Origin of the sequence: Massilia sp. 2TAF26, assembly GCF_052115005.1 — a bacterium.
Taxonomy (GTDB): Bacteria; Pseudomonadota; Gammaproteobacteria; order Burkholderiales; family Burkholderiaceae_D; genus Telluria.
The window spans coordinates 187,063-202,487 of sequence record NZ_JBFRFV010000010.1; the positions used below are offsets into that span (position 1 = coordinate 187,063).

Annotated in this window: 11 protein-coding genes; 8 read left to right on the plus strand and 3 right to left on the minus strand. The window is 68.6% G+C overall.

The features are described from left to right. The first annotated feature begins 47 nt into the window (after nucleotides 1-47). From AB4Z32_RS13280 to AB4Z32_RS13315, 8 genes are all read left to right on the plus strand, one after another. Nucleotides 48-1,364 (plus strand): aspartate aminotransferase family protein, encoded by a 1,317-nt coding sequence (locus AB4Z32_RS13280; protein ID WP_442122316.1) that lies wholly within the window; start codon nucleotides 48-50, stop codon nucleotides 1,362-1,364. Nucleotides 1,365-1,375: 11 nt separating this feature from the next. Next, nucleotides 1,376-2,869, plus strand: coding sequence for a CoA-acylating methylmalonate-semialdehyde dehydrogenase (locus tag AB4Z32_RS13285; RefSeq protein WP_442122317.1), 1,494 nt, complete (start codon nucleotides 1,376-1,378; stop codon nucleotides 2,867-2,869). 152 nt (nucleotides 2,870-3,021) lie between these two features. Beyond that, nucleotides 3,022-4,404 (plus strand): NAD(P)-dependent oxidoreductase, encoded by a 1,383-nt coding sequence (locus tag AB4Z32_RS13290; RefSeq protein WP_442122318.1) that lies wholly within the window; start codon nucleotides 3,022-3,024, stop codon nucleotides 4,402-4,404. After that, on the plus strand, nucleotides 4,392-5,666 hold the full coding sequence (preA, locus tag AB4Z32_RS13295; RefSeq protein ID WP_442122319.1) for an NAD-dependent dihydropyrimidine dehydrogenase subunit PreA: 1,275 nt from the start codon (nucleotides 4,392-4,394) through the stop codon (nucleotides 5,664-5,666). The genes AB4Z32_RS13290 and preA overlap by 13 nt, the downstream gene beginning before the upstream one ends. Nucleotides 5,667-5,760: 94 nt before the next feature. Then, complete coding sequence (locus AB4Z32_RS13300; protein WP_442122320.1) at nucleotides 5,761-7,248, plus strand: NCS1 family nucleobase:cation symporter-1; 1,488 nt, start codon at nucleotides 5,761-5,763, stop codon at nucleotides 7,246-7,248. A gap of 39 nt (nucleotides 7,249-7,287) precedes the next feature. Then, nucleotides 7,288-8,688, plus strand: coding sequence for a dihydropyrimidinase (gene hydA, locus AB4Z32_RS13305; RefSeq protein ID WP_442122321.1), 1,401 nt, complete (start codon nucleotides 7,288-7,290; stop codon nucleotides 8,686-8,688). 103 nt (nucleotides 8,689-8,791) lie between these two features. Beyond that, nucleotides 8,792-10,033, plus strand: a complete 1,242-nt coding sequence (locus AB4Z32_RS13310; protein ID WP_442122322.1) for a Zn-dependent hydrolase — start codon at nucleotides 8,792-8,794, stop codon at nucleotides 10,031-10,033. A gap of 177 nt (nucleotides 10,034-10,210) precedes the next feature. Further along, nucleotides 10,211-12,175 (plus strand): MHYT domain-containing protein, encoded by a 1,965-nt coding sequence (locus AB4Z32_RS13315; RefSeq protein WP_442122323.1) that lies wholly within the window; start codon nucleotides 10,211-10,213, stop codon nucleotides 12,173-12,175. A gap of 6 nt (nucleotides 12,176-12,181) precedes the next feature. On the opposite strand, the gene AB4Z32_RS13320 is transcribed toward AB4Z32_RS13315, so the two are convergent. The 3 genes from AB4Z32_RS13320 to AB4Z32_RS13330 form a co-directional block, all read right to left on the minus strand. After that, the gene (locus AB4Z32_RS13320; RefSeq protein WP_442122324.1) at nucleotides 12,182-13,321 is read right to left on the minus strand and encodes a TIGR03118 family protein; all 1,140 of its coding nucleotides are present in this window, start codon (nucleotides 13,319-13,321) and stop codon (nucleotides 12,182-12,184) included. Nucleotides 13,322-13,390: 69 nt separating this feature from the next. Then, the gene (locus AB4Z32_RS13325) at nucleotides 13,391-14,086 is read right to left on the minus strand and encodes a TorF family putative porin (RefSeq protein ID WP_442122325.1); all 696 of its coding nucleotides are present in this window, start codon (nucleotides 14,084-14,086) and stop codon (nucleotides 13,391-13,393) included. Beyond that, nucleotides 14,044-15,330 carry a S8 family peptidase gene (locus AB4Z32_RS13330; RefSeq protein WP_442122326.1) on the minus strand — a complete coding sequence of 429 codons (1,287 nt, stop codon included), beginning with the start codon at nucleotides 15,328-15,330 and terminating at the stop codon, nucleotides 14,044-14,046. Before AB4Z32_RS13330 ends, AB4Z32_RS13325 begins: the two co-directional genes overlap by 43 nt. Between the last annotated feature and the right edge of the window lie 95 nt (nucleotides 15,331-15,425).

Below are 15,425 nucleotides of genomic sequence, written 5' to 3' on the forward strand. Positions count from 1 at the left end.
TATTGCACGATGATTTTGCCAATTGGTAAATCTTTTGGGAGAGCCGCATGAACCAGTCAAAGCCCCAGTCGATGTCGTCGTTCTGGATGCCGTTCACGAACAACCGCGACTTCAAGGCCAACCCCCGCCTGCTGGTGTCGGCGGAAGGCATGTACTACAAGGACGTCGACGGCAATGCCATCCTCGACGGTACCGCCGGCCTGTGGTGCGTGCCCTGCGGGCATGCGCAGCCGAAGATCGTCGCCGCCGTCAGCGAAATGGTCGGCCAGCTCGACTTCGCGCCCACCTTCCAGATGGGCCACCCGGCCGCCTTCGACCTGGCCGAGCAGCTGATGGAGTATACGGGCCACAAGTTCGGCCACGTGTTCTACACCAACTCCGGTTCGGAAGCGGTCGATACCGCATTGAAGATCGCGCTGGCCTACCATAAGGCGCGCGGCGAGGGCGGACGTACCCGGCTGATCGGCCGCGAGCGTGGCTACCACGGGGTCGGCTTCGGCGGCCTGTCGGTGGGCGGCATCGGCCCGAACCGCAAGAACTTCGGCCCGCTGCTGCCCGGCGTGGACCACCTGCCGCACACCCACAACCTGCTGAAGAATGCCTTCTCGCGCGGCGAGCCGGACTTCGGCGCCGAGCTGGCCGATGAGCTGGAGCGCATCGTCGCCCTGCACGACCCGTCGACGATTGCCGCCGTGATCATCGAACCGGTGTCGGGCTCCACCGGCGTGCTGGTGCCGCCCAAGGGCTACCTGAAGCGCCTGCGCGAGATCACCAGCAAGTACGGAATCCTGCTGATCTTCGACGAGGTCATCACCGGCTTCGGCAGGCTGACCACGCCGTTCGCGGCCGACTACTTCGACGTCGAGCCGGACATGCTCACCACCGCGAAAGGCATCACCAACGGCACCGTGCCGATGGGCGCCGTGTTCTCGAAAAAATTCATCCACGATACCTTCATGGAAGCGCCGCCGGGCATCGAACTGGCCCACGGCTACACCTATTCCGGCCACCCGCTGGCTTGCGCGGCCGGCATCGCCACCCTCGAAGTCTTCAAGGAGCAGGGCGTGCTGGAAAACGCGAAGGCGACCCAGCCCTACTGGGAAGATGCGGTGCACTCGCTGCGCGGGCTGCCGCACGTGATCGACATCCGCACCATCGGCCTGGTGGCCGGCATCGAGCTGGAGCCGATCGCCGGCAAGCCGGGCGCGCGCGCCTATGCCGCGTTCAAGAAGGCCTTCGCGGACGGCATCCTGATCCGCACGACGGGGGATATCATCGCCCTGTCGCCGCCGCTGATCCTCGAGAAAAAACATATCGACGAGCTGTTCGGCAAGCTGGCCGACGTACTCCGGAACCTGGACTAATAAAGCACATCATGAACGAGACCATCCAACACTTCATCAATGGCGAAGGCGTGGAGGGCGGCGGCCGCTATGCCGACGTCTACAACCCGGCGCTCGGCCAGCCCTGCGCACGCGTGGCGCTGGCCTCGGCCGACGACGTGAACGCGGCCGTGGCCGCGGCCCACGCGGCCTTCCCGGCCTGGGCCGCGACCCCGCCGCTGGCGCGCGCACGGGTGCTCTTCAAATACCTGCAGCTGTGCCAGCAGCACGTCGACGACTTCGCCGCGCTGGTGACGCGCGAGCACGGCAAGACCTTCGCCGACGCCCAGGGCGAGGTGGCGCGCGGCATCGAGGTGGTCGAGTTCGCGGTCGGCATCCCGCAACTGCTGAAGGGTGAATTCACCGACCAGATCGCACGCGGCATCGACGCCTGGTCGATGCGCCAGCCGCTCGGCGTGGTCGCAGGCATCACCCCCTTCAACTTCCCGGTGATGGTGCCGATGTGGATGTTCCCGGTCGCCATCGCCTGCGGCAATACCTTCGTGCTGAAGCCCTCGGAGCGCGATCCTTCGGCGTCGCTGCTGCATGCGAAATTGCTGAAGGAGGCAGGGCTGCCGGACGGCGTGTTCAACGTGGTCCAGGGCGACAAGCTTGCTGTCGACGCCATCCTCGACCATCCGGACGTGCAGGCCGTCAGCTTCGTCGGCTCGACCCCGATCGCCGAATACATCTACGCCCGCGGCAGCGCGGCCGGCAAACGCGTGCAGGCGCTGGGCGGCGCCAAGAACCACATGGTGGTGATGCCGGACGCCGACATGGACATGGCCGTCGACGCCCTGATCGGCGCCGCATACGGCTCGGCCGGCGAGCGCTGCATGGCGATCTCGGTGGCGGTGGCGATCGGCGACGCCGGCGACAAGCTGATGGAGCGCCTCGCCGAACGCACCAGGGCGCTGAAGGTGGGCGACGGCATGGAGCAGGGCGCCGAGATGGGCCCGGTCGTGACCCTGGCGGCCAAGCAGCGCATCGAGAAGCTGATCGGCGAAGGCGTGGAGCAGGGCGCGACCCTGGTGGTGGACGGCCGCGGCTTCAAGGTGGCCGGCCGCGAGGAAGGCTTCTTCGTCGGCGGCACCCTGTTCGACCACGTGCAGCCCGAGATGAGCATCTACCGGGAAGAGATCTTCGGCCCGGTGCTGTGCGTGGTGCGCATGCCGGACGTCGGCAGCGCGCTGGAGCTGATCAACAGGAACGAATACGGCAACGGCGTCGCCGTCTTCACCCGCGACGGCGGCGTGGCCCGCGAATTCGTGCGACAGGTACAGGTGGGCATGGTCGGCGTGAACGTACCGCTGCCGGTGCCGATGGCCTTCAACAGCTTCGGCGGATGGAAGAAGAGCCTGTTCGGCGATCACCATGCCTATGGGCCGGAGGGGGTGAGGTTCTATACGCGGCACAAGGCGGTGATGCAGCGCTGGCCGAATACCGCGAGTAGCGGGGTGGAGTTCGCGTTTCCGCAGATGAAGTAAGCATCGTTAGCCCGTCGTTCCCGCGCAGGCGGGAACCCAAGTTTGCATGCGTTTCGACGGCTAATCGAACTTGGACCCCCGCCTTCGCGGGGGCGACGGGGACTTGCCAGCATTTCCCGCAGTACGAAGTACTCAAACAAAAAGGGATGCACATGATCGAGTCACTCCACTACCTGCCGCCAGCAGGCGGCACGCACAGCGCATTGTCCGAGCGCTTCACCGACCTGGCGCCGCCGCTCACCGCGCGCCAGGCCGCCATCGAAAGCGCGCGCTGCCTCTACTGTTACGACGCACCCTGCATGCGCGCCTGCCCGACCGGCATCGACGTCGCCAGCTTCATCCGCAACATCCACGACCACAATATCGAAGGCGCGGCGATCAAGATCCTGCAGCAGAACATCTTCGGCGGCAGCTGCGCGCGCGTGTGCCCGACCGAGATCCTGTGCGAGGACGCCTGCGTGCGCAACCACGACGCCGAAGGACAGCCGGTCAGGATCGGCCTGCTGCAGCGCCATGCGATCGACAACGCCGAATTCAAGGGCCATCCCTTCCAGCGCGCACCCAGCACCGGCAAGACCATCGCCGTGGTCGGCGCCGGTCCCGCCGGGCTGGCCTGCGCCCACCGGCTGGCGATGCTGGGCCACGGCGTGGTCGTGTTCGAGGCGCGCGAGAAGCCGGGCGGCCTGAACGAGTACGGGATCGCCAAGTACAAGCTGCCGGGCGACTTCGCCCAGCAGGAGGTCGAGTTCCTGCTCTCGATCGGCGGCATCGAGATCCACTACGGCCAGGCTCTGGGCGACAATCTGCAGCTGGCCGACCTGCACGCCTGCTTCGATGCCGTCTTCCTCGGCCTCGGCCTGGCCGCCAGCCGCCGCCTGGGCCTGACCGGTGAAGACGCGCCCGGCCTGATGGCGGCGGTCGACTACATCGCCACCCTGCGCCAGGCTAGCGACCTGGCCGCGCTGCCGGTGCCGCGCCGCGCCATCGTGATCGGCGCCGGCAATACCGCGATCGACATGGCGGTGCAGCTCAAGCGCCTGGGCGCCGACGAGGTCACGCTGGTGTACCGGCGCGGTTTCGAGGCCATGAGCGCGACTGGCCACGAGATCGAGATCGCCAAGACCCATTTCGTGCGCATCCGTACCTGGGCTGCGCCGCTCGAGGTCCTGCTCGACGGGGACGGCCGCGTGCGCGGCATGCGCTTCGAGGAGACCCGGCTCGAAGACGGACGCCTGGTGAACACCGGCGCGATCATCGAGATCGCGGCCGACGCCGTGTTCAAGGCGATCGGCCAGGGCATGGCCGCGCTGGCCGATCCGCTGGCACCGGGGCTGGAAAATGAGCTCGAGCATGAGCGCGACAAGATCCGCGTCGACGCCCATTTCCGCACCGCGCTGCCGGGCGTGTACGCGGGCGGCGATTGCGTCGCACCCGGCCAGGACCTGACGGTGCAGGCGGTCCAGCACGGCAAGCTGGCCGCGCTGGCCATCCACAACGACATCCTATCCAAAGCGGAGGCAGCATGGCCGACCTGAGCATCGATTTCTGCGGCATCAAGTCCCCGAACCCGTTCTGGCTGGCCTCGGCGCCGCCGACCGACAAGGCCTACAACGTGGTGCGCGCCTTCGAGGCCGGCTGGGGCGGCGTGGTGTGGAAGACGCTGGGCGAGGATCCGCCGGCCGTCAACGTCTCTTCGCGCTACTCGGCCCTGCACGGCAAGAACCGCGAAGTCATCGGCTTCAACAACATCGAGCTGATCACCGACCGCAGCCTGGCCATCAACCTGGAAGAGATCACCGCGGTCAAGAAGGCATGGCCGGACCGCGCCATGATCGTCTCGCTGATGGTGCCCTGCGAAGAGGCGCCGTGGCGCGAGATCCTGCCGCTGGTCGAAGCCACCGGCGCCGACGGCATCGAACTGAACTTCGGCTGCCCGCACGGCATGCCCGAGCGCGGCATGGGCGCGGCGGTGGGCCAGCAGCCGGACCTGATCGAGCGGGTCACGCGCTGGTGCAAGACCTATACGCGGCTGCCGGTCATCGTCAAGCTGACGCCCAACATCACCGACGTGCGCGCGCCGGCGCGGGCGGCGCTGGCGGGCGGGGCGGACGCGGTCTCGCTGATCAACACCGTCAATTCCATCACCCACCTGGATCTCGACCGCATGGTGGCCCATCCCATCGTCGGGGGCGCAAGTACCCACGGCGGCTATTGCGGCGCGGCGGTGAAGCCGATCGCGCTGAACATGGTGGCCGAGATCGCGCGCGATCCGCTCACCAGCCGGCTGCCGATCTCGGGCATCGGCGGCATCGGCAGCTGGAGCGATGCCGCCGAGTTCATCGCGCTGGGCGCCGGTTCGGTCCAGGTCTGTACCGCCGCCATGCTGCACGGTTTCCGCATCGTCGAGGAGATGAAGGACGGGCTGTCGCGCTGGATGGACAGCAAGGGCTACGAGAACATCGCCGCCTTCTCGCGCAAGGCGGTGGCCAATACGACCGACTGGAAATACCTGGACATGAATTACCAGGTCATCGCCAGCATCGACCAGGACAAGTGCATCCAGTGCGGCAAGTGCTACGTGGCCTGCGAAGACACCTCGCACCAGGCGATCGCGCGGCTGGTGGAGGGAGAAGCGAGGCGCTACGAGGTCAAGCCCTCCGAGTGCGTGGGCTGCAACCTGTGCGAAATCACCTGCCCGGTCGAGAACTGCATCACGATGGTGCCCCAGCCGACCGGCCTGCCCTACATGAACTGGACGAAGGATCCGCGCAATCCCAGGGCGGAGGTGAGCGCGTAGGGCGGGCATATCCTGCCCACGCGAATGGTGGCATCATGTGGCCATTCGCGTGGGCGAAGGCCGCCCACCCTACGTCCCGATGGAGAACGACCCGATGAGCATGGACCCAGCCGCACACCCCGACCTCTGGAACCACGACCTGGCACCGACCGGCGCCGCCCAGCGCACCTGGCGCTGGTATCACTTTGCCGCCCTGTGGGTCGGCATGGTGATCAGCATACCCGCCTATATGCTGGCGTCGAGCCTGATCGAGGGCGGCATGTCGGCCTGGCAGGCGGTGATGACGGTGTTCGCCGCCAACGTGATCGTGCTGCTGCCGATGCTCCTGATCGGCCACGCCGGCACCAAGTACGGGATTCCCTACGCGGTACTGGCGCGCGCCTCCTTCGGCACGCGCGGCGCGCGGCTGCCGGCGCTGATGCGCGCCGTGGTCGCCTGCGGCTGGTACGGCATCCAGACCTGGTTCGGCGGCAGCATGATCTACACGCTGCTGGGCGTGCTGCTCGGCGCCCCGATCGGCGGCGACAAGCTGCCGGGGCTGGGCATCAATGCCGGCCAGCTGGGCTGCTTCCTGGGCTTCTGGGCGATCCAGATGTATTTCATCGTGCACGGCATGGATTCGATCCGCAAGCTCGAAACCTATACCGCGCCGCTGAAGATCGCGATCTGCTTCCTGCTGCTGTGGTGGGTCTACGACAAGGTCGGCGGCTTCGGCCCGCTGCTGGACCAGCCTTCGCAGTTCGCCCCGGGCGGACCGAAGGCCGGGATGTTCTGGTCCGTGTTCTGGCCCTCGCTGACCGCGATGATCGGCTACTGGGCCACGCTGGCGCTGAACATTCCCGACTTCACCCGCTTCGCGAAGACCCAGCGCGACCAGGTGGTCGGCCAGTCGCTCGGCCTGCCGCTGCCGATGGCACTGCTGGCGGCGCTGGCCGTGACCGTCACCTCGGCCACCGTCGTCCTGTACGGGAAGGCGCTGTGGGACCCGGTCGACGTTTCCAGCCGCATGACCGGCGCCGGGGTGCTGGTGGCGCTGCTGATCCTGCTGATCGATACCGCCAGCGTCAACCTGGCCGCCAACATGGTCGGCCCCGCCTACGATTTCTCGGCGCTGTCGCCGAAGCGCATCTCCTACCGCGTCGGCGGCTACATCACCGCCGGCATCGCGCTGGCCATGATGCCGTGGAAGATACTCGAGAAGACCGAGAACTACATCTTCATCTGGCTGACCGGCTATTCGGCCCTGCTCGGACCGATCGCCGGCATCCTGATCATCGACTACTACTTCATCCGCAAGACCGAGCTGGCGGTCGATCAGCTCTACCGCGACGACGGCATCTATACCTACCGGAGCGGCTGGAACACGGCCGCCATCGTGGCCTTCGTCGCCGGCGTGCTGCCGAACATCCCGGGCTTCCTGAACGCGGCCTTCCCGGACGCCTTCCCCGGCGTCGGCGCCACCTTCAAGACCCTGTACACCTATGCATGGTTCGTCGGCATCGCGATCGCCGCGGTGGTGTACGGCCTGATGATGAAGGGCAGGGCGGTGCCTGCGATGGCGCCCGCCCGCTCGCTGGACTGACCACGTGGGCACGGGGTGCCCACCCTACAGGAGATATGTATGAGTGTACTGATCCGCGGTGGTACCGTCGTGAACGCCGACCGGGCGTTCCGTGCCGACGTCCTGTGCGAAGGCGGCAAGATCGTTGCCGTCGGCGAGAATCTCGAAGCGCCTGCAAATGCAAGCGTGATCGATGCCGGCGGCCAGTACGTGATGCCGGGCGGGATCGACACCCATACCCACATGCAGCTGCCCTTCATGGGCACGGTCACCGCCGACGATTTCTATACCGGCACCGCGGCCGCGCTGGCCGGCGGCACCACCACCATCATGGACTTCGTGATCCCCGATCCGAAGCAGCCGCTGATGGACGCCTTCCACACCTGGCGCGGCTGGGCGAAGAAGTCGGCCGCCGACTACACCTTCCACGTCGCCGTCACCTGGTGGGACGAGTCGGTGCACGAAGACATGGGCACGCTGGTGCGCGAGCATGGCGTGAACAGCTTCAAGCACTTCATGGCCTACAAGAACGCGATCATGGCCGACGACGAGACCCTGGTGAAGAGCTTCCGCCGCGCGCTCGAACTCGGCGCGATTCCGACCGTGCATGCGGAGAACGGCGAGCTGGTCTACCAGCTGCAGCGCGAGCTGCTGGCCAAGGGCATCCGCGGACCGCAAGCGCATCCGCTGTCACGTCCTCCGGCGGTGGAAGCCGAGGCGGCGAACCGCGCGATCGCCATCGCCGGCGTGCTCGGCACCCCGGTCTACATCGTGCACGTGTCCTGCGCCGAATCGCTGGAAGCCATCACGCGCGCCCGCGCCCACGGCCAGCGCGTGTATGGCGAGGCCCTGGCCGGCCACCTGGTGATCGACGACAGCGTCTACAGCAATCCCGATCCCGCCTTCGCGCGCGCCTTCGTGATGAGTCCCCCGTTCCGCTCCAGCCACCACCAGACCGCGCTGTGGCAGGGCCTGCAGGGCGGGAACCTGCACACCACGGCAACCGACCATTGTACCTTCTGCGCCGAGCAGAAGGCGATGGGCGCCGACGACTTCACGCGGATTCCCAACGGCTGCGGCGGGGTCGAGGAGCGCATGGCCGTGGTCTGGGACGCCGGCGTCAACACGGGGCGCCTGACCCCGTCCGAATTCGTGCGCGTGACCTCGGCCAACGCGGCGCAGATCTTCAACATCTACCCGCGCAAGGGCGTGGTGCAGGTGGGCGCCGATGCCGACATCGTGGTGTGGGATCCGGAGGCGACGCGCACGCTGTCGGCGGCGACCCAGCATTCGAAGGGTGGGTTCAATGTGTTCGAGGGGCGGACCGTCCGCGGGGTGCCGACGCATACGGTGGCGGCGGGGAAGGTGGCGTATGCGCAGGGCGATTTGCGGGCGGAAGAGGGGGCTGGTCGTTACCTTGAACGGCCGGCGTTTACGGCCACGACCGCAGCCGCTGCGTGAACGCGAACAGCACCGCCAACGCCCGAACGTCGTCCCCTCCTTCGCGGTGACGACGTTAGCCAGTTCTCCGTTACATCCAGCGATACGAATCCGAAGGATCACCATGAACGAACTCCGCATCAACGGCTCCCGCCTCTGGACCTCCCTGATGGACCTCGCCCGCATCGGCGCCACCGACAAGGGCGGCGTCAAACGCCTGGCCCTCACCGACCTCGACCGCCAGGGCCGCGACCTGGTGGTCCAGTGGGCGCAGGAAGCAGGCCTGAGCATCACGGTAGACCGGATCGGCAACGTCTTCATGCGCCGCGAAGGTACGAATCCGGCGCTGCCGCCCATCGTCACCGGCAGCCATATCGACACCCAGCCCACCGGCGGCAAGTTCGACGGCAACTACGGCGTGCTGGCCGGGCTCGAGGTGGTGCGTACCCTGAACGACCTTCGAATAAAAACCGAGGCCCCGATCGAGGTTGCGTTCTGGACCAACGAGGAAGGCTCACGCTTCGTGCCGGTGATGATGGGTTCGGGCGTGTTCTGCGGCGCCTTCAGCCTGGAGACGGCCTATGCCGCGCGCGACGTCGACGGACTGAGCGTCGGCGAGGAACTGGCGCGCATCGGCTACCAGGGAGAACAGACCCCGGGCGAGCACCCGATCGGCGCCTACTTCGAGACCCATATCGAGCAGGGCCCGGTGCTGGAAGACGAGGATAAGGTGATCGGCGTGGTGCCGGCCGTGATGGGCCTGTCGTGGTACGACTGCACGGTCGAAGGCATGGAGGCGCATGCCGGCCCGACCCCGATGCACCTGCGCCGCGACGCGCTGCAGGTCGCGACCAGGATCATGCAGGAGACGGTGGCGATCGCGAACCGCTATCCGCCGTATGGCCGCGGCACGGTCGGCATGGTGCAGGTATTCCCGAACAGCCGCAACGTGATTCCGGGCCGGGTCAAGTTCAGCATCGACCTGCGCAACGTGAACGACGAACTCCTGAACACCATGCACGAGGAGATCACCGCCTTCGTCGAACGCAGCGCCAGGGAGACCGGCTCGAAGATCCAGCTCGAGCGCGTGTCCTACTATCCGCCTTGCCCCTTCCACCCGGATTGCGTGGGCGCGGTGCGCAATGCCGCCGCGAAGCTCGGCTACTCGACCATGGACGTGGTGTCCGGCGCCGGCCACGATGCGATCTACGTGGCGCGCCTGGCCCCGGCCGGCATGATCTTCGTGCCCTGCAAGGACGGCATCAGCCACAACGAGATCGAGGACGCCCAGCCGACCCACCTGGAGGCCGGCTGCAACGTGCTGCTACATGCGATGCTCGAGCGGGCGGGGGTGCTTGCGGGCTAGCACACGGGCGCGCCAGCACGATAGACGAAATTGTTTCATAGTCGTAACAATTCGACTCGGACGTTTCTTGTGTCGCCGAACCGGAGGAAGTCGTAGCATACTGGGGGCAGACTTCTTCCGTGGAGCGCTGCCTGGCGCAGCCTGCTCCGGCCTTCAGTCCTCCAACGGGCTTCGACGATGCTGACTGGACACTACGAAACACCGCTGGTCCTGGTTTCGATCCTGGTCGCGATCGCCGCCTCCTATGCGGCGCTCAGCCTCGCGGGCCGCGTGAGCCAGTCGCGCGGCCGCGCCGTCGCCGCCTGGATCGTCGGCGGCGCCATCGCCATGGGCTCGGGCATCTGGGCCATGCACTTCGTCGGCATGCTGGCCTTCCGCCTGCCGATCCCGATCGCCTTCGATTTCTCGCTGACCCTGGTCTCGCTGCTGCTGCCGATCGCCGCCTCCGGCCTGGCCCTGTGGCAGGTCAGCCGCGGCGAGCTGGGGAAGAAGCGCCTGGCCGCCAGCGCCGTGCTGATGGGGATCGGCATCAACGCCATGCACTACACCGGCATGGCCGCCATGCGCATGGAGCCGGGCATCGTCTACGATCCCTGGCTGTTCGCGCTGTCGGTGGCGATCGCCATCGCCGCGTCCGGCCTGGGATTGTGGATCGCCTTCCGGCTGCGCCGTAACGCCCCCAACGTGTGGCTGCCGCGCGTGGGTGCGGCGGTGGTGATGGGCGTGGCCATCGTCGGCATGCACTACACCGGCATGGCGGCCGCCAGCTTCCCGCTGGACTCGGTCTGCATGGCCGCGAAGGGCGGCGTCAACCACGACGGCCTGGCGACCCTGGTCGTGATCGCGACCTTCGGCGTGCTCGGCTTCGCCCTGCTGGCGTCCGTGTTCGATGCGCGCCTGGAGGCGAATGCGCGCGTGCTGTCGATCTCGCAGGCCACCGCCGCCGAGCGCCAGGAGCTGCTCACGCGCGAGCGCGCCGCGCGCGACGAGGCCGAGCGCCTGAGCGCCCTGAAGGACGAATTCCTGGCCACCCTCTCGCACGAGCTGCGCACGCCGCTCAACGCCGTGCTCGGCTGGGCCAGCATGCTGCAGCGCGGCGTCAGGGACGAGGCGACCCTCAAGCGCGGCCTCGAAACCATCGAGCGCAATGCGCGCGCCCAGGCCCAGCTGATCGACGACCTGCTCGACATGAGCCGCATCATTTCCGGCAACCTGCGCCTGGACGTGCAGCTGATCGAGCCGGACAAGGTGATCGAGGCGGCGCTCGGCACCGTGTATCCGGCCGCGGTGGCCAAGCGCATCGATTTGCGTGTCGACGTCGCGCGCGGCATCGGTACCGTGCTGGGCGACCCCGGCCGGCTGCAGCAGGTGATGTGGAACCTGCTGTCGAATGCGGTCAAGTTCACGCCGAGCGGCGGCATGGTGCATGTGCTGATGGGTCGCGAAGGCCAGGACGTCGTGATCCGCGTGACCGATTCCGGCATCGGCATCGCGCCCGAATTCCTGCCCTACGTGTTCGACCGCTTCCGCCAGCAGGATGCGTCGATCACCCGCAGGCACGGCGGCCTGGGCCTGGGCCTGTCGATCGCGCGCCAGCTGGTCGAGCTGCATGGCGGCACCATCGACGTCGTCAGCGCGGGCTCGCATGCCGGCRCCACCTTCACGCTGCGCCTGCCGCTGGCCGAGCCGGAAGCCGCGGCGGCGCCGGCGGCTGCTCGCGCGGAACCGGCGCACGCGCCGGGGCAGGGCGGCCTGGCGGGCGTCAAGGTGCTGCTGGTGGACGATGCCGAGGACACCCTCGACGTGCTGCAGCAGATCCTGCACCAGAGCGGCGCCACCACCATGGCCGCCTCCAGCGCCGGCACCGCCCTCGCGCTGCTGGAGCGCGAGCGGCCGGACGTGATCGTCAGCGACATCGGCATGCCCGACGTCGACGGCTTCGAGCTGATGCGCCGCGTCCGGCGCCGTTCGGCCGGCGCCGGCGGCGCCATCCCGGCCATCGCCCTGACCGCGTTCACGCGCCAGGACGACCGCAACCGGGCGATCCAGGCCGGCTTCACGGACTACCTCGCCAAGCCGGTCGAGCCTGGCTCACTGGTCGACCACATCGCCCAGGCGGTGGGGCCGCGCGTGCTTCACTGACGGGCTTCACTGAGCATCGATGCGGCCATACGCGCCATGCGCCTCGTCGCCGGGGCCGGCGGTGTAGAACAGGGTGTTCGCCGGCTGGTTGTTGACGCCGTTGCCGAAGGCGATGCCCCACAGGCCGTCGATCACGATCGCGCTGCCGTCGGCGCGCATCAGGGTGCCGGCGAAGGCGCCGGTGTCGGCATTGTAGGCATTGATTTTCCCATCGCCGAAATTCCCCACCAGCAGCATGTTGCTGGCGCCGCCGAAATTGGCCGGCGCCATCGCCAGGCCCCAGGGCGCGTTCAATGCGCCGCCGGTGACGAGCCGCTTCACCAGCGCGCCGCTGGCATCGAAGACGTCGACGATACCGAGTCCGGCGCCCTTGGTTTCGTCGATGCTGCCGGTGGTGCGCTGGGCGTAGGCGACAACGATGCGGCCGCCGATGGCCTGGATGCCGAAGGGCGCGTAGCCGGCCGGCAGGTTGGGATCGGCGAAGGCGCCGCCGGGCAGGGTCACCCGGTTCCAGCCAGCGTCGTAGACGTCGACCCGGGCGTTGCGGAAGTCCGCCGCGTACAGGTAGTTGGCGCCGGCGTAGTTGGCGATCGCCAGGCCCTTGTAGACCGCGCCGCTGGCGCCGGTGTCGACCGCCAGCACCGCGTTGTTGCGGTTGACCGCCGGCGACCAGCCCGACAACGTGCCGTTCTCGGTGGCGAAGATGAAGGCGCTGGCCCCGCTCACGCCGTTCTGGGTCACCTGGAAGCTGGTGCTGCCGTTGTAGACGATGCCGGTCGGGCTGGAGGTGCCGGCGCTGCCCGGCGGAATCGCGACCACCAGGGTCTGGGGCACGCCGTTGCCGTCGTACAGGGTCGAGGTGGCGCTGCCGTTGTTCGCCACCCAGACGAAGCCAGTCGGATTGAAGACGAGGCCCCAGGCATTGACGAGATGGCCGTCGAGGTGTTCGGCGCCGCTGCCGCTGTCCGCCACCAGGGTCCGGGTGGCGAAGGCGCCGGCGATGGTGGGCGTGACCGGGGGCGGGTTCATCTGCATGGAACTGCCGCCGTCGCCGCCACCGCCGCCGCAGGAGGCGAGGGCGATGGCGAGACCGGCGCCGAACAGGCCTGCCCTGAGGCAGGCGGTCGCTCTGGAATGAAGGTTCATGATTGCTCCTGTCAGGACGAATCGAAGGAAGGGCAGGTGTTTATGCCCTTCTGTCCGCCAAAGGTTCAATCAGAAGCGGATGCCGACGCTGCCGGACAGGGCGCGGGCGCGTGGCGCGTTGCCGCCGGCGCGCAGCAGCGTCTGCCAGCCGAGCTGCACGGTGCAGTCGCCGAAGGTGGCGGCCAGGCCGAGGCGCAGGTCGGCGTGGTCGCGCGGCCCCGCGTAGGCGCCGAAGCGGTGCAGCAGCCCGGCGTGGAAGGTCAGCCTGAGCCTCTCGCCGAGGGGATGGAAGGCGTTCAGGTCGAGATAGGCGCTGGGCTCGTTGCCGTAATAGGCGGGCGATACGAAGAGGCTGGCGCTGGCCTGGTCCAGCGCGATGCCGGCATGGAATTCGGTGTAGTCGTACTCATGGCTGCGCAGGAAGACGGCGCGGCTGAGGCCGGCGTCCCAGGACAGGCCGGACGGCAGGCTGCCGGCCCGGCCGCCGTAGACGATCAGGCCGGCCTGGCGGCCGTCGTTGCCCAGTTTGACCGGCGAGGCGAAGCCGCCCGCATACCAGCCGTCCGCCATGTCATGGTCGATGCGCAGCTGCAGGGCCGGACGACCGCCGCTCAGCGAGATGCCGCGCACCGCGTACTCGGACACCAGGCCCAGGCTGCCGCTGGTCTGGGCGCACGCCGGGCCGGCCGCGCAAACCAGGCCCAGGCCCAGGCAGGCGGCCGTCAGGGAGAAGCATTGGCGGTGATGGCGGTGGTCTGGGGACATCGGCAAACGCATGCTCCGGCGGCGCGCGCAATGGTCGCGCATGCGTCTATGCTACCAGTTTGCTCCTGCTCCCGATCAGCATCGTGCGCGGCCAGGGCGGTGTGCAGCGGCGGCGCCAGCATGCTGCGCAGTTGCAAGGGCGCGGTGCCCGGCCGCAGCTCGAGCACCAGCGCGGCCAGCCCGGCCACATGGGCCGCCGCATACGAGGAGCCCGACACCAGGCCCCAGCGCGCGCCGGGCAGGGTGGTGGGGATGTCGGCGCCGGGGGCGCGCAGGGCGCCGGGCGGCAGGGCATGCCGGTCGCCGGCCTGGGCCACCGCGATCACGCCGCGCTGCGAGGCCGGAAAGCCGCCGTCTGGTCGCAGCGGATCGACCGCGGCGACCACCGCCATGCCGCGCGCCAGGGCGGCGTCGATCAGGGTCTGCAACAGGCGGTCCGCCGGGCCGCCCAGGCTGAGGTTGATGATGCGGGCCCCGTTCAGCAGCGCGAAATGCAGGGCCTTGCCCAGCGTGAAGCTGTTGCAGAGCGTTTCCTGTTTTGCCGTTTCCCAACAGGCGCGCAGGGCCATCAGCCTGGCCTGCGGGGCGATCCCGGCGATACCGACCCCATTGCCTTCGCGTGCGGCAACGATGCCGGCAACCGCGGTGCCATGCGCTTCGGCGACATCCGGCACACCGTCGACGAAGTTCTGGCGCAGCGCCAGCTGGCCGGCCAGGTCCGGATGGTCGCCGTCGACGCCGCTGTCCACCACCGCCACCATCACCATGCGGCCGGTGCCGGCGCGGTGCAGCTCGGCCAGGTGCCAGGCGCGCGCCGCCGGCTGCACCGCATACAGCGGATCACCGTCCAATCCATGGTAGGTGTTGACCGGCTGGGCCCAGGCCACGCGCGGATCGTGGGCGAGGGCGTCCAGCACGCGCTCGAGCGGGACGTCGTCGGCATCTTCCATCACGAAGCAGTCGATGCCGATCGCCGGCATCGGCCAGTCGTCCACCACCCTGAGCCCGTGGGCGGCGGCCAGTTCCGCGGCCTGGCGGCGGCGCGCGGCGCGGCTGCCGTCGTCGGCGTAGCCGCTGCCGTAGGCGCTGTCGGGACGGAAGTGGGGCGGCGGCATGCGCAGCATCACCAGCACCTGGCGCGCCGCCCTGGCGCCGGTGTCGCCGCCGGCGCCGGCGCCGGCCCCGCATGGCAGGGCGCAGCAGGCCAGCGCCAGCGTCAGCAGGGCGGCGAGCAGGCGTTTCACGGCCGTGCTCCGGCGCCGAGCGGCTCGGCCAGCTCGACGGCGGGTTCGGCGCGCAGCCGGGCCAGCACCGCCGCCGTGTCGCCGCCGTCCAGCAG

Coding starts and splice junctions, on each gene's coding strand:
- AB4Z32_RS13310 (WP_442122322.1), top strand. CDS start 8,792: ATGAACGAACTCCGCATCAACGGCTCCCGCCTCTGGACCTCCCTGATG.
- AB4Z32_RS13290 (WP_442122318.1), top strand. CDS start 3,022: ATGATCGAGTCACTCCACTACCTGCCGCCAGCAGGCGGCACGCACAGC.
- AB4Z32_RS13300 (WP_442122320.1), top strand. CDS start 5,761: ATGAGCATGGACCCAGCCGCACACCCCGACCTCTGGAACCACGACCTG.
- AB4Z32_RS13320 (WP_442122324.1), bottom strand. CDS start 13,321: ATGAACCTTCATTCCAGAGCGACCGCCTGCCTCAGGGCAGGCCTGTTC.
- AB4Z32_RS13285 (WP_442122317.1), top strand. CDS start 1,376: ATGAACGAGACCATCCAACACTTCATCAATGGCGAAGGCGTGGAGGGC.
- AB4Z32_RS13325 (WP_442122325.1), bottom strand. CDS start 14,086: ATGTCCCCAGACCACCGCCATCACCGCCAATGCTTCTCCCTGACGGCC.
- AB4Z32_RS13280 (WP_442122316.1), top strand. CDS start 48: ATGAACCAGTCAAAGCCCCAGTCGATGTCGTCGTTCTGGATGCCGTTC.
- hydA (WP_442122321.1), top strand. CDS start 7,288: ATGAGTGTACTGATCCGCGGTGGTACCGTCGTGAACGCCGACCGGGCG.
- preA (WP_442122319.1), top strand. CDS start 4,392: ATGGCCGACCTGAGCATCGATTTCTGCGGCATCAAGTCCCCGAACCCG.